This window comes from Dentiradicibacter hellwigii (assembly GCF_041770905.1).
GTDB classification, from domain to species: Bacteria; Pseudomonadota; Gammaproteobacteria; order Burkholderiales; family Rhodocyclaceae; genus Propionivibrio; species Propionivibrio hellwigii.
In genome coordinates this window covers 166,099-189,142 of record NZ_JBEUWX010000001.1, presented here as the reverse complement: position 1 = coordinate 189,142, position 23,044 = coordinate 166,099, and the positions used below count along the sequence as shown (strand labels likewise).

Sequence of the window (23,044 nt, the reverse complement as noted above, 5' to 3'; positions counted from 1 at the left end):
GCAGGCCGTTTCGCCCATGCATCCGCGCCCGTATCAGTTTATGGGCGTCATGATACCATTGCCTCCTGTCCGCAAAGGCGTTGTCCAGGGCTTCCGGCCGGATGCGCCATGCCGTCACTGCAACAGCCACGATCCCACGACCTATTCCGCATACCGTTGCCGCCATGAGCCAATTCTGGAGCCAGACCGTCCACCGCCTGACGCCCTATGTCCCCGGCGAACAGCCCGCGCTGCCCGGCCTCATCAAGCTCAATACCAACGAAAATCCTTATCCGCCCTCACCTGCCGTTCTGGCAGCGCTGCACGAGGCACTGGGTGAAGACGCCGCCGTACTGCGCCTGTATCCTGACCCGGAGGCGACGCTGCTCAAGGCAACGATCGCCGAGCAGTTTCCGGCAAGCGGCATCACCCCCGCACAGATCTTCGTCGGCAATGGCTCGGACGAAGTGCTGGCGCACGTTTTCATGGCGCTACTCCAGCACGACCGGCCACTGCTCACACCGGACATCGGCTACAGTTTCTATCCCGCCTATTGCCAGCTTTACGGTATTGATTGCGTCCGTATACCGCTCGATGACGAGTTCACCGTTCGCATCGACGATTACTTGGCCCCCCAGTGCGGATGCGGTGCCATTATTCTCGCCAACCCGAACGCGCCGACAGGCCGTCTGTTGCCGCAATCCGACATCGAGCGCCTGGCACGCGCACATCCCGATATCCCCGTCGTCATCGACGAAGCCTATATCGACTTCAGCGGCGAAACGATTGCGGAAATTCCCACCGCCGTACCGCTCATCAAGCACCTGCCGAATCTGCTGATTATCCGCACGCTGTCCAAATCCTATTCCCTCGCCGGCCTGCGCATCGGTTACGCCATCGGCCAGGCGCCGCTCATTGAGGCGCTTGATCGCGTCAAGAACAGTTTCAACTCCTACCCGCTCGACCGCCTCGCCATCGCCGGCGGCACCGCCGCCTTGCGCGACCGCGCCCATTTCGACATGACGCGACGCGCCGTCATGCAAAGCCGGGAATGGTTAATCGGCGCCTTGCGCGGGCTGGACTTTGAAGTCTTGCCATCGGCGACCAATTTCATTTTCGCCCGCCATCCACGGCACGATGCCGCACATATCGCCGCCAGTCTGCGGGCGCGCCATATTCTTATCCGCCATTTTAAACAGCCGCGCATTGAGCAGTATCTGCGCATTAGCATCGGCACGGACGCGCAGTGCCGTGCGCTGGCCGACGCCTTATCGGCCATTGTGAACGCCTCCGGCGGCGGGCAATGATTTACGCCGCCCGGCTCTACACAATGGGTATAAACCACGCGCCAACACTCTAAACGCCAAGAAAGGAAAGAGAGGAAACCATGAACGAAGCCATCAAATACGTCGACGAAGCCATCCGCTCGCGCCATTCCATGCGCCGCTTCCTGCCTACGCCGGTGCCCAAGGCGACAGTGCGCGAACTGCTTGAACTGGCGGCCTGCGCGCCTTCCGGCACCAACGTTCAGCCCTGGCGGGTCTATGCGCTGAGCGGCGAAGCAAAAAATGCGCTTTCCGCCGCGATCATGGCCAAGCACGCCGCCGGCGAAACGGACGGCGGGCGCGAACTTGACTATTACCCGAAAGAATGGGTCGAACCCTGGCTGTCGCGCCGCCGCAAGTGCGGCCTCGGCCTTTACAGCCTGCTGGGCATCCAGAAAGGCGATACGGTGCGGATGAAGGAGCAGGCTGGCCGTAACTACATTTTCTTCGACGCGCCGGTCGGCCTGATTTTCACGCTCGACAACCGCCTCGGCAAAGGCATGCTCGTCGATTGCGGCATGTTCCTGGGCAACCTGATGATCGCAGCGCGTGCACGCGGCCTTGATACCTGCCCGCAAGCCTTCTTTGCCGACTATCACAAGACGATTCGCGCCCATCTCGGCATCGCGGACAATGAAATCGTCTATTGCGGCATGGCGCTCGGCTACGCTGATCCCAACGCGCCGGAAAACACGCTGAGAACCGAGCGCGAAGCCGTCGAAGTGTTCACCGACTTCCGCGGCTTCTAGAGCCCACGCGTTTCAATCCGTGCATCTCCCGATGGCCGGGTTTTTTAGCCCGGATTCATCGGCGGCATTTTCAGGGAGGCGAAAGCCTCCCATTTTTTATTTACAGCGCGCACAGCTTGCGCGCAAAGGCATCCACCCTTGCCCAGTCGGTAAATTCAAATACGCCGGACGGGTCGGTCGGGCCGCCTGTCAGCCGCATAATGAAGCGGATGATCTGCCGGTCAAAAAATCCATAGCGCGGATAATCGAGCTTGCCAGCGAATACATCGACAAGAGACGGTCGCCACGGCGTTTTCTGAAAAAATCTCTGTACGTAAGGATTCGTCTCGGGCCGGCTTCTTTCCGGTTTGCGCGCCACGGTATTGACGGAAAAAAACGCACTCGGCATGCGTGTCAGCACATCGAGATGCGCGCGCACAAAGGCGAAAACATCCGGATGGTGATGCCCGTAACGGATGCGCGCAGCGATGACGATCTTGTCGAACGCTGGCCAGTCCGGCGCTGCATCGCGGGTGATAGGCATCAGAACGGCTTCCTGCCCGGCCGCTTCGATGCGTGCCTGCAAATACCGGCAAATGCGCAGCGTATGTCCGTCTGTCGTCGAATACAGAATCAGAATGGACGCCGTTTTCATAGGCTCGCTCGACATCGGACTCATGCCTGCCGGTACGCGAATAAACGCACGATCTGAGATGCGATCCGCAGCACCGGATGCATCTGCACCCGATAAAAATTCACCCCTTATTCAGCCTTTGACGCGGTAACGCGCCGAAGCGGCGTGCGCCGCCAGCCCCTCGCCATCGGCCAGCGTTGCGGCCACCTCCCCCAGCGTCCGGGCGGCGGCGGGCGAAACGCGGATCAGGCTGCTGCGCTTCTGGAAGTCATACACGCCGAGCGGCGAGGAAAAGCGTGCGCTACCCGAGGTCGGCAAGACATGGTTCGGGCCGGCGCAGTAGTCGCCGAGCGCCTCACAGGCGTAAGCGCCGATGAAGATTGCGCCGGCATGGCGAATCCTGTCGACCCAAATATCCGCATCGGTCACGGCAAGTTCGAGGTGTTCGGGCGCAATGCGGTTGACCAGTTCACAAGCCTCCTCCAGGTCGCGCACGGCAATCAATGCGCCGCGATTTTCCAGCGCGGCGAAAATCGTGTCACGGCGGGGCATGGCAGGCAGCAGCCGTTCGATCGACGCCGCCACGCGGTCGAGGTAGCCCAGATCCGGACACAGCAACATCGCCTGCGCCAGCTCATCGTGCTCAGCCTGCGAAAAGAGATCCATGGCGATCCAGTCCGGATCGGTCTGCCCATCGCAGACAATCAGGATTTCCGATGGCCCCGCCACCATATCGATGCCCACCCTTCCGAAAACGCGGCGCTTGGCGGCAGCAACATAGGCATTGCCGGGGCCGACGATCTTATCGACGCGCGGGACGGTTTCCGTGCCGTAAGCCAATGCGCCGATCGCCTGGGCGCCGCCGATCGTAAACATGCGGTCGACGCCCGCCAGCGCGGCAGCGGCCAGCACCAGCGGGTTACGCTCACCGCCCGGTGTCGGCACGACCATAATCAATTCGCCGACACCCGCTACTTTGGCCGGAATCGCATTCATCAGCACCGAAGAGGGATAAGCCGCCTTTCCGCCCGGCACATACAGCCCCACACGGTCGAGCGGCGTCACTTTCTGACCAAGAAAAACGGCGCCGTCCTCTTCTGTCCGCCCCGGTTCTTCGTACTGCCAGCTTTGCAACGGCTGGTGCTCATGGTATTCGCGCACGCGCCGCGCCGCCGTTTCCAGCGCAGTGCGCTGCTCGCCGGGCAGCGCCGCCAGCGCCTGCATCCACGTGGCGCGCGGTAATTCCAGCTCAGCCAGCGCATTGGCGCTCAGGCGGTCGAAGTCCCGTGTGTAATGGAGCACGGCGGCGTCGCCGCGCGTCCGCACATCGTCCAGAATAGCGGCAACCGTCTGCTCGACGGCACTGTTCTGCGCATTCTCGAAAGCAAGCAGCGCATCGAGGCGCACGGAAAAATCGGCATCGGACGTAGACAAACGTTTGAGTGCGGGCATCATGCGTTGACCACCTGGGCAATGGCGTCAAGAATCGGGGCGATCCTGGCGCGTTTGAGCTTGAGCGCGGACTGATTGACGATCAGGCGCGAGGAAATATTGGCGACGGATTCGACGGCGACAAGGTTATTCGCCTTCAGTGTGCTGCCGGTCGAAACCAGATCGACGATGGCATCGGCCAATCCCGCCAACGGCGCCAGTTCCATCGAACCATACAATTTGATCAGGTCGACATGCACCCCCTTGGCGGCAAAATGCTCACGGGCAATCCTGATGTACTTGGTTGCCACGCGCAGGCGTGCGCCCTGATGCACGGCGTTGGCGTAATCAAAGCCGGCGGGAACGGCAACCATCATCCGGCATTTGGCGATTTTCAGGTCGATCGGCTGATACAGGCCATCACCGCCATGTTCGATCAGCACGTCCTTGCCGGCAACGCCCAGATCCGCGGCGCCGTACTGCACGTAGGTCGGCGCATCGGTAGCGCGCACGATGACAACGCGCACATCCGGCCGGTTGGTCGGAATGATCAGCTTGCGCGAGGTTTCCGGATTTTCCAGCGGTTCGATGCCCGCTGTCGCCAGCAGCGGCAGCGTCTCTTCGAAAATGCGCCCTTTTGACAGGGCAATCGTGATGCCATCCACGGCATGGTTCCTTTCTGTCTGCGATCTTTCTGTGACCTGTTTTTTGAGCCGACGGAAAAATTCTACCCGACCCGCTCGATGCGCGCGCCCAATTGCACCAGTTTTTCTTCGAGGCGCTCGTAGCCGCGGTCGAGATGATAGATACGGTCAATCAGCGTCTCGCCCTGCGCCACCAGCCCGGCAATGACCAGACTGGCGGATGCGCGCAGATCCGTCGCCATCACATTAGCGCCATCCAGACGCGGAACGCCCGTAACCGCGGCGGTATTCCCATCGATTTTGATGTTTGCGCCCAGCCGGATCAGTTCAGTGGCGTGCATAAAGCGGTTTTCAAAGATCGTTTCGCGGATGAGGGCGGTGCCCTCGGCAACGCTGTTGAGCGCCATGAACTGCGCCTGCATATCGGTCGGGAAAGCCGGGTACGGGTCGGTACGCACATCAACCGCCTTGCAGCGCGCCGGCGCCTTGAGTGTAATCTCATGCGGCCCACTGCCGATCTCACAACCGGATTCGCGCAATTTATCGAGAACAGCCTCTAGATAATTCGCCGAAGTATGCGTCAAGCGCACGTTGCCGCCCGTCGCCGCCGCGGCGCACAGATAGGTGCCGCTTTCGATGCGATCGGGCATGACAGTATGCGTCGCGCCATGCAGGGCATCAACGCCTTCGATGACGATGCGATCGGTGCCCGCACCGGCAATACGCGCCCCCATGGCGAGCAGGCAGTTGGCAAGGTCGACGATTTCCGGCTCACGCGCGGCGTTTTCAATCACGGTTTCACCTTCCGCCAGGCTCGCCGCCATCATCAGATTTTCCGTACCGGTCACCGTCACCATATCGGTGACGATACGCGCGCCTTTCAACCGCGCCGCCCGTGCAAGCACATAACCTTGCTCGACACGCACCTCAGCGCCCATCGCCTGTAGGCCCTTGATATGCTGATCGACCGGACGCGCACCGATGGCACAACCGCCGGGCAGCGAAACGCGCGCCTCGCCGCAACGGGCAAGCAACGGCCCCAGTACGAGAATCGACGCCCGCATGGTCTTGACCATGTCGTATGGCGCCAGCGGATGATCGAGATTGCCGGCATCCAGGACGATTTCGCCATCGCCTGTCCGCTTCACGCCGACGCCCATCTGCTCAATCAGGCGCAGCATGGTCGCCACGTCGTTGAGGCGCGGCACATTCTGGAAACGCATCGTTTCGCGCGTCAGCAGGCCGGCACACAGAATCGGCAAGGCGGCGTTCTTTGCGCCGGAAACGGCAATCTCGCCGGAAAGCCGCCGTCCGCCGCGGATCAGCAGCTTATCCACGCGCAGCGCTCCATTCTTCCGGCGTCATCGTCTGCATCTGTAAGGAATGTAGTTCGCCGCTATCAAAATAGGGTTTGAGCAGCGCATTGACCATCTGCTGACGCTGCACCCGGCTTTTACCGACAAAGCACGAACTGACGATCAGCGCCTGCGGATAATTTTCATCACCCTGGACGCTCAGTCCCTCGCAGGGCAACCCATCGGCAATGAGTTTCTGGACACTTTCGAGTTTCATCAGATCAATACCTCAATTTATAGCCGCTGCGCAGCAGTGCATAGGCGCCCGCGGACACGATGGCAAAACACACGGCGGCGACCACCAAGTCCTTTTCCGGCGCCACATCGGAAACACCAAAGAAACCGTAGCGGAAACCATCGATCATGTAAAACACCGGGTTGAAGTGCGACACCCGCTGCCAAAAGGCGGGCAGTGAATGCAACGAGTAAAAGACACCGGAAAGCATGGTCAACGGCATGATGAGGAAATTCTGGAATCCTGCCAGCTGGTCGAATTTATCCGCCCAGATACCGGCAATGATACCCAGCGAAGCCATCACACCGCAGCCGAGAACGGCAAACACGACGATCCAGAGCGGCGCGGCAAAGGTATGGGGGGCAAAAAACCAGGTCGTCGCCAGCACCCCCGCCCCCACCATCAGGCCACGCAGCATCGCCGCCGCCAGATATGCAAAATAAAATTCGGCGTGCGAAATCGGCGAGAGCAGGATAAAAACGATGCTGCCCATTACCTTGGACTGAATCAGGCTCGACGAACTATTGGCAAAAGCATTCTGCAAAGCCGACATCATGATCAGGCCGGGAATCAGGAAAGCAGTGTAGCGCACGCCGTTGATCTCGACCCGCGCATCGAGCATGTGCGAGAAAATTGTCAGATACAGCAGCGCGCTCAAGATTGGCGCGCCGACGGTCTGAAAACCGACTTTCCAGAAGCGCAAAACTTCCTTGCGCAGCAACATACGCAGCCCGGTCATGGCACGCTTTCCGGCAGATGCGGCGCTTCTTCGTGCATGAGGCCGATGAACACGTCCTCCAGGTCGGTCTGCGTCAATTGCATATCTTCGATTCGACACCCTGCCGTACGCAGGCCAGACAGTATCGGTTCAAGCTCATCGATGCCTGTCAGCCGCATCGACCAGAGACCATCATTGAGCACGGCTCGTCCGGCCAGTGCTTCTGGCAGGCGCCCGCCCTCCTCCAAACGGAAACTCAAGGTGCGGCCGGCAAAACGCGCCAACAGGTTGCGCGTGCTGTCGAGCGCGACGATACGCCCCTGTTTGAGCATGGCGATACGCGAACACAAGGTTTGCGCTTCTTCCAGATAATGCGTCGTCAGAACAACGGTATGGCCTTCACGATTAAGACGCCGAATGAAACGCCAGAGTGTCTGGCGCAATTCGACGTCGACACCGGCTGTCGGCTCATCGAGGATGATAACTGGCGGGCGATGCACAAGCGCCTGCGCCACCAGCACCCGCCGCTTCATACCCCCCGAAAGACGGCGCATATTGGTATCGGCCTTGTCCGTCAAATCGAGCTGGGTCAGGATTTCGTCGATCCAGTCGTCGTTGCTCACAATGCCGTAATATCCGGACTGGAAACGCAAGGTTTCACGCACGGTGAAGAAGGGATCAAAAACGAGTTCCTGCGGCACGACGCCCAGACAGCGCCGCGTCGCGCGGTAATCGGCCTGTACATCGCGGCCGAGCACCGTCAGTTGGCCGGACGTTGGCCGCGCCAATCCGGCTAGACAGGAAATCAGGGTCGTTTTGCCTGCGCCATTCGGGCCAAGCAGGCCAAAAAATTCACCTTCGGCGATATCCAGAGAAACGCCGTCGAGCGCACGCAGGCCGGGGAAATCCTTGACAACGTGCTGAACGGAAACGGCAATGCCCACAGAAAAAGCCAGAAATAGCGCAGTGCTCAGCCAAGCGGCAGCATATCGTCAACGCCATACAGTCTGGCCTGACTGACCATTCCGGCCGGCAGATGAGCAAAACGCAGGTCGATACCCAGCGATCGGGCCGTACGTAACCAGGCGAAAGCGACCGCCAGCGCCGAAGCGTCGGTTTCCTCAACCGCGGCCAGATCGACGACAAAGCGGCGCGGCGCATCTTTCTGGCGCAAAAAACCGCGCCCTGCAGCAAGCAGGGCGGTGGCATGAGTGTTAAGCATGGCGCCGCGCAAGCGTACGCCATTTTCGTCGCGTTCGATCATTGCTTGTTCGGGTTGTTCTGCTGATTTTTGTCGACCAGCATTTTGATCAGCCCATCAATGCCGTTGGCACTCACTTCCTGATTAAACGTGCTGCGATAGTTGCTGACCAGACTAACGCCAGCGACGACGACATCGTAGACTTTCCAGCCCTCGTTCTGTCTTTCGACCGAGTACTGGAGCTGGATCGGTTTGTTACCCGGTTGAAGAATCTCACTTTTGACGACGACTTCCGTATCCCCCGCCTGCATACGCGTCGGCCGGTAACGTACGGTCTGGTTACGGTAGCCGGTCAGCGCATTTGAATAGGTGCGCACCAACAGCGTCTTGAATTCTTCGGTCAGGCGTTTTTTCTGTTCCGCATTGGCCTTGTTCCAGTCGCGCCCCACCGCCAGCGAAGTCATACGCTGAAAGTTGAAATGCGGCAGAACCTTGGTTTCGACCAGATTGATCGCTTTCTGCGTATTACCGCTCTGGATATCCTTATCCTGGCGCACGATGCTCAACACCTCTTCCGTCACGCTTTTGATCATGGCGTCAGGTGAATCTTCCTGCGCAAAAGCAGACGGCGCGATCATCAGCAGGCTAAAAAACAAGGTCCACAACACATTAAGAAGATTGAATATTTTCTTCATAGGTTTTCCTTACTCTCTTTCCAAAGCTTTCTAATTTGAACTTAAACGTTCCAGGAAATCTCCCCGGAAGTCTCAGTTCTCGATCTCACTGCGGCGGTTCTGCAAATAGGCATCGCGGATATACGTATATTTGTCGAAAGCGGCTTCCTCGACCACTTTCTCCGACGGCAGCAGGCTGGCGCGTCGATCCACCAGACGCACGCCCCAAAGGGAATTGCGCAGCCGTATATTGTCGACGTAGGTCAGCGGATCGCCGTAGAGATCGACGACGAAGCCGGCAGTATCACGCACCGTGCGCGGGCCAATCACCGGCCAGAACAGGTATGCGCCTTCACCAACACCCCAAACAGCAAGCGTTTGCCCAAAGTCCTCGCTATGCTTTTCCAGTCCCATTTCCGAGGCAAAATCAAGCACTCCGCCCAGACCAATCGTCGAATTGATAACAAAACGCCAGGCGTCGGAAACCCCCTCGACGGGCTTGCCCTGCAAAAGATTATTGACCGAAATCCAGACATCCTCCAGATTGCCGAAAAAATTACCGATACCCGTCCGGACTGGCTGCGGCGTCACCGCATCGTAACCTTGCGCGATCGGCTTGAAAACGACATCAATGCCTTCATTGACGCGGAACATGGCGCGGTTGAAGCCTTCGTACGGATCGGGGTTGTCCGCCGTCGTCGCGCAGCCGGACAATGCCAACACGCTGGCAGCGGTCATCAGAAAACGGAAGAATGGAGAGCGCGGATTACGGCCACATCGGTCTGTGCTCACGGGGATCCTCTATCGTTATTTAGCATCCAAGCCTTCGGAAGCCTTGTTGAACATAAACTGCCCGATCAGTTTTTCCAGCACCACCGCCGATTGCGTTTGGGCAAAAGCATCGCCGGATTGCAGCATCTTCTCATCGCCGCCCGCCTCCAGCCCGATATATTGCTCGCCGAGCAGGCCTGCGGTAAGAATCGAGGCAAAAGTGTCCTTGGGGAAGCGATAACGGCTGTCGATCGTCATCGTTACGACCGCTTCGTACGTCTGCGCATCAAAGCTGATTCCCGTCACCCGGCCCACGACAACGCCCGCGCTCTTGACCGGGCCACGTACTTTCAGGCCGCCAATGTTATCAAACCTAGCATTGAGCTGATAAGTTTCAGCAAAGTTTGCCGAAGATACGTTGCCGACACGCAACGCAAGAAAAAGAATGGCCGCGAAGCCCGCCACCACGAAGATACCCACCCACAAATCCATTAGCTTGCGATTCATTACATTCCCCGGAACATAAAGGAAGTCAGGACAAAATCCAGCGCCAGAATGGCCAGCGCCGAATGAACGACGGTTCGCTTGATCGACGCTGACACGCCCTCGGCTGTCGGCACTGCGTCGTACCCTTCAAATACGGCGATCAGAGAAACCGCCACACCAAAAACAAAGCTCTTGACGATTCCGTTCCAGATATCGAAACGGAAGTCGACCGAACCCTGCATCTGTGACCAAAATGCCCCCTCATCCACCCCGATAAATACGACGCCGATCAGATAGCCGCCAAATACGCCAATCAGGGTAAACATCGCCGAAAGCAACGGCATCGAGATGACTCCACCCCAAAAACGTGGCGCAACCACACGGCCAATCGGGTTGACTGCCATCATATCCATCGCCGTTAATTGCTCGGTCGCCTTCATCAGGCCGATTTCGGCAGTAATCGACGAACCGGCACGGGAAGCAAAAAGCAGGGCGGAAACCACCGGCCCCAATTCGCGCGTCAGCGACAAGGCAACAAGTACGCCCAATGCTTCGGAAGAGCCATAGCGTTGCAGCGTTTCATAACCCTGCATGCCCAGCACCATCCCGATAAACAGCCCGGAGACAAGGATGATCAGCAGCGACTGGAAACCGGAAAAATAGATTTCCCGGATGGTCAGCGGCAAGCGGCGGAACGACTGCCCCGAATAGGCCAGAATCGTGGCGAAAAAACGCGCCGCAAACCCCGTCCGCTGCAACAGACTGGTCACCCGGTGCCCGAGCGATTCGAGTGCCGCGACGAAAATGGAAGGTTTACGTTCAGCCATCGGCACGCTCCCGCAACAAAGCCTCGGTAAAGGGCGCGGATGGATAATGGAAATGTACGGGCCCGTCGGCTTCGCCATAGACAAACTGGTGTACAAACGGCTCTTTCGAAGCACGAATTTCGTCAGGCGTACCGCGCGCAACGATTTGCCCGTCAGAAACGAAATAGACGTAATCGACGATCTGCAACGCTTCCTGCACGTCATGCGTCACCAGCAGAGAAGTCGCGCCAAGCGCATCGTTCAGCCGACGGATAAGCTGGCCGATGACGCCCATCGAAATCGGATCCAGCCCGGCGAACGGCTCGTCGTACATGATCAGCATCGGATCGAGCGCAATCGCCCGCGCCAGCGCAACGCGGCGCGCCATGCCGCCCGACAGCTCGGAAGGCATCAGGGCGTGCGCGCCGCGTAACCCGACTGCGTTGAGCTTCATCAGCACCATGTCGCAGATCATTTCCTCGGTCAGGTCAGTATGTTCGCGCATCAAATAGGCGACATTCTCGAATACGGAAATATCAGTGAATAAAGCGCCAAACTGGAACAACATGCCCATGCGCCGACGCATGGCATACAGCGCCTTGTGATTCATGTCCGGCACCGACTGACCATCGACGAGCAAGGTCCCGCTCGTCGGCTTGAGCTGCCCGCCAATCAGGCGTAATAACGTCGTCTTGCCACAACCGGAATTACCCATGATGGCGACGAGCTGACCGCGCGGAACCTCCATATTGATTCCCTTGAGGATCGCTCGCTCGTCATATGAAAAATTCAGCTCGGATATGCTGACCAGTGAATCGGACACAATAACTTTCAGGACTAAAATGGGCGCTTATTATAACCGAAGGCTTCCGAATTCCAGCAAAACCGCCGACGGAAGTCTGGCAGAAAGCCGCCAAAACATTCAGACAAACAGCAACTTGCGGCACGAGCGCGGCAGCGCGCGAGATGATTTTCACCACAGCAGCCAAAATCGCATGACTCATTTGTCTGCCCCGGGCAGACGGGCGCCTAAAGATAGGCACCGGCACGCGCTGACACGCACTTGGCGGTGATGGCATAATGGCAGCGTTTATCGGCGCCTTCCTTACGCCAGCTACCGCATCCGCCAATCGGTTCAGCCGTGTCGCGGAAGGTTTTCTCAAACCCGCCAAAGCGCTTCCAAGAAGCGTGGAGTCCTGCGAATCATGAGCGAATCCAATCTGTACCAGCATTACCGGGGCAATACCTACCTCTTCGGCAGTAATGCGCCCTACGTCGAAGAAATGTATGAGAACTACCTGGTCAACCCCACGAATATTCCCGATGACTGGCGCGCCTACTTTGACGCGCTGCAAAACGCCCCCGCGCCCGACGGCTCTTTCAGCCGCGACGTTCCGCATCAGCCGGTTATCGACGCCTTTGCTGCACGCGCCCGCCAAGGGCATACGCAGGTCATCGTCGCCAGCGGCGCCGACACCGAAATGGGGCGCAAGCGCACGGCCGTCCAACAACTCATCGCCGCCTATCGCAACGTCGGGCAGCGCTGGGCCGATCTCGACCCGCTCAAACGCACGCCGCGCCCGGACATTCCGGAGCTGGAACCCGCTTTCTACGGACTGACGAACGCCGACCTGGAAACGGTGTTCAACACCAGCAACACGTTCTTCGGCCATGACACAATGACGCTGCGCGACCTGCTCAACGCGCTGCGCGAAACCTATACGACCACCATTGGCGCCGAATATACGTATCTGACCGATCAGACACAGAAACGCTGGTGGCAGCAGAAATTAGAAAGCGCCCGCACCAATCCGCATCTGAACGCGCAGGAAAAAAAACGCGTTCTCGAACAGCTCACGGCAGCCGAAGGGCTGGAACGTTTCCTGCACGCCAAGTATGTCGGTCAGAAGCGCTTTTCACTTGAAGGCGGCGAGAGCTTCATCGTCGCCATGGATGAACTCATCCGCCAGGCCAGCCGGCAGGGCGTTCAGGAGGTCGTCATCGGCATGGCGCACCGCGGCCGCTTGAACGTACTGGTCAACACGCTGGGCAAAATGCCGGCGATGCTGTTTGCCGAGTTTGAACATACCGCACCGCAGGATTTGCCCGCGGGTGACGTGAAATACCACCAAGGCTTCCGCTCCGACATCATGACGCCGCACGGGCCGATTCACCTGATGCTGGCCTACAACCCCTCGCATCTTGAGATTATCAATCCGGTCGTCGAAGGCAGTGTGCGCGCCCGCCTGGATCGCCGCGGCGATGCCGAAGGCGACACCGTGCTGCCCGTGCTGGTGCATGGCGACGCCGCCTTCACCGGCCAGGGCGTCGTTCAGGAGACGCTGGCCATGTCGCAGGTACGCGGCTACACCACAGGCGGCACAGTCCATATCGTGATCAACAATCAGATCGGGTTCACCACCAGTGACCCGCGCGATGCGCGCTCCACGCTGTATTGCACCGACATCGTGAAGATGATCGAAGCCCCCGTGCTGCACGTCAATGGCGACGATCCCGAAGCGGTCGTACTCGCGACCCAGCTGGCGCTGGAATACCGTCAGGAATTCAATCAGGACGTCGTGCTGGACATTGTCTGTTTCCGCAAACTGGGACACAACGAGCAGGACACGCCCATGCTCACCCAGCCGTTGATGTACGCAAAAATCGCCAAACATCCGGGCACACGCCGGCTATACGCCGACAAACTGGTTGCGCAGGGCGTGCTACCCGCTTCCGGCCCGGAAGACATGGTTGCCGCCTACCGCGCCGCCATGGAGGCCGGCCGACATCCGGTGGATCCCGTGCTCGCCAACTTCCAGCGCAAATACTCGGCCGACTGGGAACGCTTCAGAAATACCCGCTGGACCGATACCGCCGATACGACGATCCCGCAGGCTGAATGGAAACGCCTGGCCGAGCGGATCACCGCCATTCCCACAAACTTTGCCGTGCATCCGCTGGTCCAGAAAGTCCTGGAAGATCGCGCCGCCATGGGACGCGGAGAAATCAACATCGACTGGGGCATGGGCGAGCACATGGCCTTTGCTTCGCTGCTCGTTGGCGGCTACAACGTCCGCCTTTCCGGCGAGGACAGCGGCCGCGGCACTTTCAGCCACCGCCACGCCGTGCTGCACGACCAGAAACGCGAAAAATGGGATGAAGGTATTTACATTCCCCTGCAACACGTGGCTGAAAAACAGGCAACCTTCACCGTCATCGACTCCATCCTGTCGGAAGAAGCCGTGCTCGGTTTTGAATACGGCTACGCTTCCAATGCGCCGGACACCCTCGTCATCTGGGAAGCACAGTTCGGCGATTTTGCCAACGGCGCACAGGTGCTCATCGACCAGTTCATCGCTTCCGGCGAAGTGAAATGGGGACGCCTGAACGGCCTGACCCTGATGCTGCCGCACGGCTACGAGGGACAAGGCCCGGAACACTCCTCCGCCCGCGTCGAACGCTTCATGCAGCTGGCGGCTGACATCAACATGCAAATCGTGCAGCCCACCACGGCCAGCCAAATCTTCCACGTACTGCGTCGCCAGATGATCCGCCCGCTACGCAAACCGCTGGTCATCTTCACGCCCAAGAGCCTGCTGCGCAACAAGGACGCTGCCTCGCCCATCGCCAAATTCACCAAAGGCGGCTTCCAGACCGTCATTGGTGACAAGAGCGAACTCAAGGCCGATAAGGTAAAACGCATCATCGCCTGCTCGGGCCGGGTGTATTACGATCTGGTCAAAAAGCGCGAAGAGAAAGGCTGTGACGATGTAGCCATCATCCGCATCGAACAGCTCTACCCCTTCCCGCACAAGGCCTTCGGGGCGGAAATCAAAAAATATCCCCACGCCACCGAAATCATCTGGTGCCAGGACGAGCCGCAAAATCAGGGGGCCTGGTTCTTCGTGCAGCACTACATTCACGAAAACATGTCCGCTGGCCAGAAACTCGGCTACGCAGGCCGTCCCGCCTCGGCCTCGCCGGCCGTCGGTTACGCGCACCTGCACCAGGAACAGCAGAAGGCGCTGATCGACGCCGCGTTCGCCAAACTGAAAGGCTTTGTTCTGAATAAATGAATTGCGCCCAGCGCCGGCATCCGGACGGGATGATAGTCGCCTCCGCCTCGCCAGCGCCTGACGCCAACCTACCCAAGACTGGAAACCAAAATGGCACTCGTTGAAGTCAAAATCCCGCAACTCTCCGAATCCGTCTCCGAAGCCACATTGCTGCAATGGAAAAAGAAAACCGGCGAAGCCGTGGCGGCCGATGAAATCCTGATCGAAGTTGAAACCGACAAGGTCGTGCTGGAGGTGCCTGCCCCGGCGGCCGGCACCCTGGTCGAAATCGTCGAAGGCGACGGCGCCACGGTCACCGCCGATCAGCTCATCGCCCGCATAGATACCGCAGCCAGCGCCGCCACATCGGCCAATGCGCATACCGATGCGCCCGCGCCCGATACTTTAGCCACGACCGCGCCCGCCCAAACGCTACCCGCCCCCGGCAGTAAAGCGGGCGTCGCCATGCCCGCCGCGGCCAAGATTCTTGCCGACAAGCATATCGACCCAGCCAGCATCGCCGGTACGGGCAAGGACGGCCGTATTACCAAAGCCGATGCGCTGGCCGCCACCGCCACTACGCCCGCCGCCGCTCGCCCAGCACAACCGGCGATGCCGCCCGCGCCGCCAATCGCGCCAGTCATGGCCGGCAACCGCGCCGAAGAGCGCGTGCCCATGAGCCGCCTGCGGACACGCATCGCCGAGCGTCTGCTGCAATCGCAGGCCACCAACGCCATCCTCACCACCTTCAACGAAGTGAACATGCAGCCGGTGATGGACATGCGCAAGCGCTTCCAGGAAAAATTCGAGAAACAGCATGGCGTCAGGCTGGGTTTTATGAGCTTTTTCGTCAAGGCCGTCGTGCATGCGCTCAAGCAATATCCGATTCTCAACGCCAGCATCGACGGTAACGACATCATCTACCACGGTTATTTCGACATCGGCGTCGCCGTCGGCAGCCCGCGCGGGCTGGTCGTGCCCATCCTGCGCGACGCCGACCAGATGGGCTTTGCCGACATCGAAAAGAAAATTGCCGAATTCGGCGCCAAAGCGCGCGACGGCAAACTGGGCATCGAAGAAATGAGCGGCGGCACCTTCTCCATCAGCAACGGCGGCGTGTTCGGCTCGATGATGTCCACGCCCATCATCAACCCGCCGCAATCGGCCATTCTCGGCGTGCATGCCACCAAAGAACGCCCCGTGGCCGAAAACGGCCAGATCGTCATCCGCCCCATGAACTATCTGGCCATGAGCTACGACCACCGCATCATCGACGGCCGCGAAGCCGTACTGGGGCTGGTGGCCATGAAAGAGGCGCTGGAAGACCCGGCACGACTGCTGTTCGACCTCTGATCGGCCTCACGCCAGTCGCCTGCCGCAAACAGGTTCCGAGTCAATGCGGCAGCGCGCGGCGGGTCTTGCAACCGGGAAGATGCCCATGCCCAAACCGACCTTGCGCCAGCGCCTTGCCCTGCTGTGGCGCTGGCTGAATCAGCCGCTGCCCGGCACTTCGCCGCGCCAGGCGAAGCCTGTTATTTGGGTGGAAGGGCGCATTCCCGGCAAAGCTTTGAACGTGCTCGCCTTCCTGCTGCTGGCCGGAATGCTGGCAGACATGGCGGGTTGGTGGCAAGCGCCCAGTTTCGATCCGTTCCAGCCTTACTTTGCCTGGACCCGCTCATTGATATGTGAAACGGGCTGGGGCGGCTACAGCCAAGGGCTGTGGGGCGTGGCAGGCGGCATCGTTCTGTTTGGCTTTTTGCCCGCATGGCTGATGTGGGCGTGTCTCGTCCATCAAGCCTGCCAACTGATACGCCGCCGGACCAACCTGCCTTCTCGCGGCAAGCCGTGGTTTCCCATGGTGCTGCTCGAAGGTCGGGCTGCCGTGTGGCGTGGGTGGTGTCTGTTGCTGGCTGCGGGTCTGGCGCTATGCATGCTTCTGTGGGCGACCTACTTGTTTTATGCGTGGCTACCACAATTGTTGTTGCCGCCTTCCGCATTGAAAGTCTGCTGAGATTCAACCTTTTATCTTTTCTGGAGATTCACAATATGAGTGACACTTTTGACGTCATCGTTATCGGCGCAGGCCCCGGCGGCTACGTTGCGGCCATCCGCGCCGCGCAACTGGGCTTCAAGGTGGCCTGCATTGACGACTGGAAAAACGAAAAGGGCGACCCCGCGCCCGGCGGCACCTGCACCAATGCGGGCTGCATTCCGTCCAAGGCGCTGCTGCAAAGCAGCGAGTATTACGCGCAGGCCGCGCATCACTTTGGCGAACACGGCATTAGCCTCAAAGACCTGAAAATGGATGTCGCAAAAATGCTCGCCCGCAAGGATGGCGTGGTTAAGCAGAATAACGAGGGCATTCTCTATCTGTTCAAAAAGAACAAGGTCACCTTCTTCCACGGTCGCGGCTCTTTCCTGAAAACAGTCGATGGCGGCTATGAAATCGCTGTGACGGGCGATAAACCGGCAATCGTCACGGGCAGACAGATCATCGTCGCCACCGGCTCGCGCCCGCGCCAGCTCCCCGACATGCCGTTTGATGAAGCAACCGTCCTCTCCAACGAAGGCGCTTTGCGCATGACCGCCGTGCCCAAAAAACTGGGCATCATCGGCGCCGGCGTCATCGGGCTGGAGATGGGCAGCGTCTGGCGCCGTCTGGGCGCGGAAGTGACGCTGCTGGAAGCGCTGCCCACATTCCTGGGAATGGCCGACGAACAAGTCAGCAAAGAAGCCAGAAAGGCTTTTGACAAGCAGGGGCTAAAAATCGAGCTGGGCGTCAAAGTGGGCGAAATCAAGCGCGGCAAAAAGGGCGTCACCGTTCACTACGCCAACGCCCAAGGCGAAGCGCAAACGCTGGCGGTGGACAAGCTCATCGTCTCCATCGGCCGCACGCCCAGCACCGAAGGGCTCAATGCCGAAGCCGTGGGTTTGCAGCTAGGCGAACGCGGCGACATCATCGTCGATGAACACTGCCGCACCAACCTGCCCGGCGTATGGGCCGTGGGCGACGTGGTGCGCGGCCCCATGCTGGCGCACAAGGCCGAAGAAGAAGGCGTCGCCGTGGCCGAGCGCATCGCCGGCCAGCACGGGCATGTGGATTTCGGGCTCATCCCCTACGTCATCTACACCAACCCCGAAATCGCCTGGGCGGGCAGAACCGAACAGCAGCTTAAAGCGCAAGGCGTGGCCTACAAGGCGGGCACTTTTCCCTTCCTGGCCAACGGCCGCGCCCGCGCGCTGGGCGACACCACGGGCTTCGTCAAATTTCTGGCCGACGCTGCCACCGACGAAATTCTGGGCGTGCATATCGTTGGCCCCTATGCCAGCGAACTGATCGCCGAAGCCTGCGTGGCAATGGCCTTCCGCGCCAGCAGCGAAGACATCGCCCGCATCTGCCACGCCCACCCCAGCCTGAGCGAAAGCACCAAAGAAGCCGCGCTGGCCGTGGACAAACGCACGCTGAACTTTTGAGGTGACACGAAGCCCGCGTAAACAGGGTATCTCCAAGGAGGTATAGCGGCTTCCTTTGCCAAAATACGGCGTTGGCTCGCCTTGCCGTACTAGGTGTACTGTCAGCGGCTCGCCGCCTTATCTTTTGGCAAAGTTAAGCCGCTATGTTTTGAGTGTCTCAAATATGGATGCCCTGAACCCCGCGTATTTGGGGCATTTCAGAGGGGATGCCCGGAACCCCTTGTAAACAGGGCATCTCCAGACATCCTGCCCGCCAGCCCCTTATTTATAAGGACTTCAGAGATGCCTACCCGGAAATGGCCTATCCATAAGGGCTTCAGGGGGGGCCGGGGAAACGCCCTATCCATACGGGGTTGCGGGCATCTCCTTTTACTTATTCGATCACTACGAAGCATTCAGAACCCCCTTAGGCGCAGCCGCAGGCGCGGGGCAGCTTGGCGGGAAGAAGGGCTTGATTGTCTGAGCACAGCGAGTTATCAAGCCCGCCGACAAGCAACCCGCGGCAAGGAGTTTTCTGCGCCTGGGGTCGCTTTTCTTTGCTGACTTTCTTTGGCGAGGCAAAGAAAGTCAGCGGGGCGCGCTGCCGCACAGCGCAACGACATCAAGAGGAGTTCCGTGGGTAGAAGGTCAGCGTGCAGGCCTTGGCAATTCCTATATTTAAAGTATCTCAGAGTCCCTGCTCGCCAGCCCTTTGTTTATAAGGGTTCCAGAGGCACTTGCCCGGAGCGCCTTTATCCATGCGGGTTCTGGAAGAGCCAGCCCGAAAACGACCTATCTACGGGGGTTTCAGATGGGGTGTTAGGAAATGCCCAATCCACGCGGGGTCCCGGGCACGCCCCTTTACGTATTCGATCACTACGGAGCGCCCAAAACCCCTTAGGCGCAGCCGCAGGCGCGGGGCAGCTTGGCGGGAACAAGGGCTTGATTGTCTGAGCGCAGCGAGTTAATCAAGCCCGCCGACAAGCAAACCCGCGACAAGGAGTCTTCTGCGCCTCGGGGTCGCTTTTCTTTGCTGACTTTCTTTGGCGAGGCAAAGAAAGTCAGCGGGGTGCGCTGCCGCTCAGCGCAACGGCATCAAGAGAAGCCTTGCGTACGGAGCCAGCACCGACAGTCAAACAATCCTTTCAATTTTTGTTTTCAGGTTTTTCCGAGAGACTGCCCGCTAGCCCACGTATTTAGGGCATCTCCGAGAGGTATGCCCTGGAGCCATTGTAAACAGAGCATCTCCGGCACCCCTTCCCTGAAGCCCTTTATTTATAAGGGTTCCAGAGGTGCCTGCCCGCAAACACCCAATCCACGCGGGGTTCGGAGCACCTACCTAGAGCATCTTTATCGACGCGGGTTGCGGGCATATCCCCTTGCGCATTCAATCACTACGAAGCACCCAGAAACCCCTTAGGCGCAGCCGCAGGCGCGGGGCGGCTTGGCGGGAACAAGGGCTTGATTGTCTGAGCGCAGCGAGTTAATCAAGCCCGCCGACAAGCAGCCCAGCGACAAGGGGTTTTCTGCGCCTGGGGTCGCCTTTCTTTGCTGACTTTCTTTGGCGAGGCAAAGAAAGTCAGCGGGGCGCGCTGCCGCTCAGCGCAACGGCATTAAGAGGAGTTCCGTGGGTGGAAGTCAGCGCGCAGGCCTTGGCAATTCAATTCCTATATTTAAAGTGTCTTAGGGCACCTGCCTGCTAGCCCTTGTATTTAGGGCATCTCCGAGAGGGGTGCTCTGAAACCCTTATAAATAGGGATTTTCAGATGTGCCTTCCCGCAAACGCCCTATCCACGCGGGGTTCAGAAGTGTGCCCCGAAAGCCTCATAGCGGCTCGACTTTGCTAAAGACAAGGTGGCGAGCCGCTGACAGTACAAGCAGTACGGCAAGGCGAGCCAACGTAGTATTTTGGCGAAGGAAGCCGCTATGGCTCGACGTTGCCAAAGACAAGGCGGCAAGCCGCTGACAGTACGAGCAGTACGGCAAGGCGAGCCAACACCGTGTTTTGGCAAAAGAAGCCGCTATTTTTCCGGTTTATGTTTTTTGATGCTCTGAAGCCCTTTATCTACGGGGACCTCCGGGCATTTTATATTTTTTGGTCTGTTTACACGGGGTTTACAGCGCCCGCTTCATGTAGATCACGTTGGGCATGGGGTTGGCGTAGTAGGGTGCAGTTTCGACAAAACCCAGCCGTTCGTACAGACGAATGGCGCTGCGCAGTTCGCGCACGGTGCCAGCGCGATTGCGCGGCGATGAACGGGCGATGAAAATATACGCAGCCGGCAGCCGGCTTCGTTGCCCGATTGCAGGCCGTCGGAATGATCTTAAACCGCTGTCAGCTTGGCGTAGGCCAGCGCCAGCCATTTCATCCCCTGCTTGCCAAAATTCACCTGGACGCGCGCATCTGCCCCGTGCCCCTCGGCAGAAACGATGACTCCCGCGCCGAATTTGGCATGGTGCACATTTTGGCCAATGCGAAATCCGCCCGGTGCCTCCGGCGCGGCGCGTTCTGCCCCCCCGGCGCTTTCCTGCCGCCCGGCGGATGCGCCCGACGCGTAGGGGTTGCCATACGTTGCCGGTGCTGCGGCATGACCCACCGGCTGGAGCAAGGCTTCGGGCAGTTCCTCGATAAAGCGCGAAGGCAAACAATAGCGTGTCTGTCCATGCAGCAGGCGCGTTTGCGCATGGGTCAGATACAACCGCTGGCGGGCGCGGGTGATGGCGACATACATCAGCCGGCGCTCTTCCTCCAGCCCATCACGCTCAAGTTCGGAGTTTTCGTGCGGGAACAGGCCCTGCTCCAGACCGGTGATGAAAACGGCGTCGAATTCCAGCCCTTTGGCTGCATGCACCGTCATCAACTGCACGGCGTCCTGCCCTTCTCCCGCCTGGTGTTCGCCCGCCTCAAGCGAGGCATGGGCCAAAAATGCGGAAAGCGCGTCGCCTTCCGCCGGATTAACTAGGGTATCGTCTTCTTCCTGCAAGAAGCGGGTCGCGGCACTGACCAGTTCATCCAGGTTTTCCAGCCGTTCGCGCCCTTCCTTCTCGCCCAGATAATGCGCGCGCAGACCGCTTCTTTCGATGAGATGCTCGATCACCTCGGGCAGCGACACGCCTTGCGTTTCGGCGCGCAGCGCCTCGATCAGCCGGATAAAATTGCCCACCGCCACGCCTGCCTTGCCCGGCAAACCCGCCGCCGCGTTGTAGAGGCTGGAATTGGCGCGGTGCGCGGCGCCCTGCAACGCTTCAAAACTGCGGCTGCCGATACCGCGCGCAGGGAAATTGACGACGCGGACAAAGGCCGTATCGTCGTCTGGATTGACAATCAGACGCAGGTAGGCCAGCGCATGCTTGACCTCCTGCCGGTCAAAAAAGCGCAGCCCACCATGCACGCGGTAGGGCACGCCGGCGGTAAATAGCTGATGTTCGAGCACGCGCGACTGCGCGTTGGAACGATAGAGCAAGGCAATCTGCCGAGGCGGCGTGCCCTCGCGGATCAGTGCGCGCGCTTCATCGACGACATAGTGCGCCTCATCGAGATCGGAAAAGCCGGCAAAGACGCGGATCGGCTCGCCCGCTCCGGCATCGGTCCACAGATTCTTGCCCAGACGCGCCTGATTGTGCTGGATCAGCGCATTGGCGGCATCGAGAATATTGCCGAACGAACGATAATTCTGTTCCAGGCGAATCACGTTTTCGACCCGGAACTCGCGCTCGAAGGCGCGCATATTGCCCACCTCCGCGCCACGGAAAGCATAAATGCTCTGATCGTCATCGCCTACCGCAAACAGGCTGGCGCCCGGCGCCGGCACGTCGACGCCCGCCAGCAGCTTCAGCCATCGGTACTGCAAGGCGTTGGTATCCTGGAACTCATCGACCAGAATATGGCAAAAACGCGCCTGATAATGCCGGCGCAGCGGCTCGTTACGCGATAACAGCTCGTAGCAGCGCAGCAGCAGCTCGGCGAAATCGGCCACGCCCTCGCGCTGGCACTGTGCCTCATATTCCGCGTACAGCTCGATACGCCGCTGCGTGTAATCATCGTACCCCTCGGCCTGCGCCGCGCGGATGCCCTGTTCCTTGTGGGCATTGATGAAATAGGCCAGCTCGCGCGGCGGGAATTTTTCGTCATCGACGCCGAGATTTTTGAGTAGGCGTTTGATCGCCGAGAGTTGATCGGCCATGTCGAGAATCGGGAACGCGGCCGGCAGCGCCGCCTCACGATGATGCAAGCGCAACATGCGGTTGCACAGCCCGTGAAAAGTGCCGACCCACAGGCCGCGCGCCGCACCGAACTGCAACGGCAGCATCGCCGACAGACGCGTCAGCATCTCTTTGGCTGCCTTGTTGGTAAATGTTACGGCCAGCACGGCATGCGGGCTTGCCTGCCCCGTCGAAATCAGCCAGGCGATGCGCGTCGTCAGTACGCGCGTCTTGCCGCTGCCGGCACCGGCCAGAATCAGCGCATGCTGCGGCGGCAAGGTCACCGCGGCGACTTGCTGGGGATTAAGCTGGGCAAGCAGATCAGACATGGCAGAATTTCCGGAAA

At 59.5% G+C, this 23,044-nt stretch carries 20 protein-coding genes; 6 read left to right on the top strand and 14 right to left on the bottom strand.

Translation table 11 applies throughout. From position 1 onward, the window contains the following. The first annotated feature begins 164 nt into the window (after positions 1 to 164). The gene (hisC, locus tag ABCS64_RS00875; protein WP_418890063.1) at positions 165 to 1,286 is read left to right on the top strand and encodes a histidinol-phosphate transaminase; all 1,122 of its coding nucleotides are present in this window, start codon (positions 165 to 167) and stop codon (positions 1,284 to 1,286) included. Positions 1,287 to 1,366: 80 nt separating this feature from the next. After that, positions 1,367 to 2,053, top strand: a complete 687-nt coding sequence (locus ABCS64_RS00870; protein WP_418890062.1) for a nitroreductase — start codon at positions 1,367 to 1,369, stop codon at positions 2,051 to 2,053. 100 nt (positions 2,054 to 2,153) lie between these two features. On the opposite strand, the gene hemG is transcribed toward ABCS64_RS00870, so the two are convergent. The 13 genes from hemG to ABCS64_RS00805 all read right to left on the bottom strand — a co-directional run bounded on the left by hemG (position 2,154) and on the right by ABCS64_RS00805 (position 11,813). After that, positions 2,154 to 2,702 carry a menaquinone-dependent protoporphyrinogen IX dehydrogenase gene (hemG, locus tag ABCS64_RS00865; protein ID WP_418890061.1) on the bottom strand — a complete coding sequence of 183 codons (549 nt, stop codon included), beginning with the start codon at positions 2,700 to 2,702 and terminating at the stop codon, positions 2,154 to 2,156. A 96-nt stretch (positions 2,703 to 2,798) separates the two neighbouring features. Next, the gene (gene hisD, locus ABCS64_RS00860) at positions 2,799 to 4,118 is read right to left on the bottom strand and encodes a histidinol dehydrogenase (protein WP_418890285.1); all 1,320 of its coding nucleotides are present in this window, start codon (positions 4,116 to 4,118) and stop codon (positions 2,799 to 2,801) included. Further along, a complete protein-coding gene (gene hisG, locus ABCS64_RS00855) occupies positions 4,118 to 4,762 on the bottom strand; it encodes an ATP phosphoribosyltransferase (protein ID WP_418890060.1) in 645 nt (214 codons plus the stop codon). The genes hisD and hisG overlap by 1 nt, the downstream gene beginning before the upstream one ends. A 62-nt stretch (positions 4,763 to 4,824) precedes the next feature. After that, entirely contained in the window at positions 4,825 to 6,078 is a 1,254-nt protein-coding gene (gene murA / locus ABCS64_RS00850; protein ID WP_418890059.1) for a UDP-N-acetylglucosamine 1-carboxyvinyltransferase, read from the bottom strand. Next, a complete protein-coding gene (locus ABCS64_RS00845; RefSeq protein ID WP_418890058.1) occupies positions 6,071 to 6,313 on the bottom strand; it encodes a BolA family protein in 243 nt (80 codons plus the stop codon). Before ABCS64_RS00845 ends, murA begins: the two co-directional genes overlap by 8 nt. 4 nt (positions 6,314 to 6,317) lie before the next feature. After that, entirely contained in the window at positions 6,318 to 7,070 is a 753-nt protein-coding gene (locus tag ABCS64_RS00840) for an ABC transporter permease (RefSeq protein WP_418890057.1), read from the bottom strand. Continuing rightward, positions 7,067 to 7,993 carry an ABC transporter ATP-binding protein gene (locus ABCS64_RS00835; protein WP_418890056.1) on the bottom strand — a complete coding sequence of 309 codons (927 nt, stop codon included), beginning with the start codon at positions 7,991 to 7,993 and terminating at the stop codon, positions 7,067 to 7,069. The genes ABCS64_RS00840 and ABCS64_RS00835 overlap by 4 nt, the downstream gene beginning before the upstream one ends. A 26-nt stretch (positions 7,994 to 8,019) precedes the next feature. Next, positions 8,020 to 8,313 (bottom strand): STAS domain-containing protein, encoded by a 294-nt coding sequence (locus tag ABCS64_RS00830; RefSeq protein WP_418890055.1) that lies wholly within the window; start codon positions 8,311 to 8,313, stop codon positions 8,020 to 8,022. Further along, positions 8,310 to 8,945: an MlaC/ttg2D family ABC transporter substrate-binding protein gene (locus ABCS64_RS00825; RefSeq protein ID WP_418890054.1), complete on the bottom strand. Its 636-nt coding sequence runs from the start codon at positions 8,943 to 8,945 to the stop codon at positions 8,310 to 8,312. Before ABCS64_RS00825 ends, ABCS64_RS00830 begins: the two co-directional genes overlap by 4 nt. 72 nt (positions 8,946 to 9,017) lie before the next feature. Continuing rightward, positions 9,018 to 9,716 (bottom strand): MlaA family lipoprotein, encoded by a 699-nt coding sequence (locus tag ABCS64_RS00820; protein ID WP_418890053.1) that lies wholly within the window; start codon positions 9,714 to 9,716, stop codon positions 9,018 to 9,020. Between the two features lie 15 nt (positions 9,717 to 9,731). Continuing rightward, entirely contained in the window at positions 9,732 to 10,202 is a 471-nt protein-coding gene (gene mlaD, locus ABCS64_RS00815; RefSeq protein WP_418890052.1) for an outer membrane lipid asymmetry maintenance protein MlaD, read from the bottom strand. After that, positions 10,202 to 11,008 (bottom strand): lipid asymmetry maintenance ABC transporter permease subunit MlaE, encoded by an 807-nt coding sequence (gene mlaE / locus ABCS64_RS00810; protein WP_418890051.1) that lies wholly within the window; start codon positions 11,006 to 11,008, stop codon positions 10,202 to 10,204. The genes mlaD and mlaE overlap by 1 nt, the downstream gene beginning before the upstream one ends. After that, on the bottom strand, positions 11,001 to 11,813 hold the full coding sequence (locus ABCS64_RS00805; protein WP_418890284.1) for an ABC transporter ATP-binding protein: 813 nt from the start codon (positions 11,811 to 11,813) through the stop codon (positions 11,001 to 11,003). The genes mlaE and ABCS64_RS00805 overlap by 8 nt, the downstream gene beginning before the upstream one ends. A 379-nt stretch (positions 11,814 to 12,192) precedes the next feature. Here ABCS64_RS00805 and ABCS64_RS00800 point away from each other — a divergent pair, with 379 nt between their 5' ends. From ABCS64_RS00800 to lpdA, 4 genes are all read left to right on the top strand, one after another. After that, positions 12,193 to 15,063 carry a 2-oxoglutarate dehydrogenase E1 component gene (locus ABCS64_RS00800; RefSeq protein WP_418890050.1) on the top strand — a complete coding sequence of 957 codons (2,871 nt, stop codon included), beginning with the start codon at positions 12,193 to 12,195 and terminating at the stop codon, positions 15,061 to 15,063. A gap of 90 nt (positions 15,064 to 15,153) precedes the next feature. Next, the gene (gene odhB, locus ABCS64_RS00795; RefSeq protein ID WP_418890049.1) at positions 15,154 to 16,395 is read left to right on the top strand and encodes a 2-oxoglutarate dehydrogenase complex dihydrolipoyllysine-residue succinyltransferase; all 1,242 of its coding nucleotides are present in this window, start codon (positions 15,154 to 15,156) and stop codon (positions 16,393 to 16,395) included. Between the two features lie 43 nt (positions 16,396 to 16,438). Beyond that, entirely contained in the window at positions 16,439 to 17,053 is a 615-nt protein-coding gene (locus tag ABCS64_RS00790) for a hypothetical protein (protein WP_418890048.1), read from the top strand. Between the two features lie 35 nt (positions 17,054 to 17,088). Continuing rightward, entirely contained in the window at positions 17,089 to 18,516 is a 1,428-nt protein-coding gene (gene lpdA / locus ABCS64_RS00785) for a dihydrolipoyl dehydrogenase (protein WP_418890047.1), read from the top strand. A 2,303-nt stretch (positions 18,517 to 20,819) separates the two neighbouring features. On the opposite strand, the gene ABCS64_RS00780 is transcribed toward lpdA, so the two are convergent. After that, a complete protein-coding gene (locus ABCS64_RS00780; RefSeq protein WP_418890046.1) occupies positions 20,820 to 23,027 on the bottom strand; it encodes a UvrD-helicase domain-containing protein in 2,208 nt (735 codons plus the stop codon). Positions 23,028 to 23,044 lie beyond the last annotated feature (17 nt).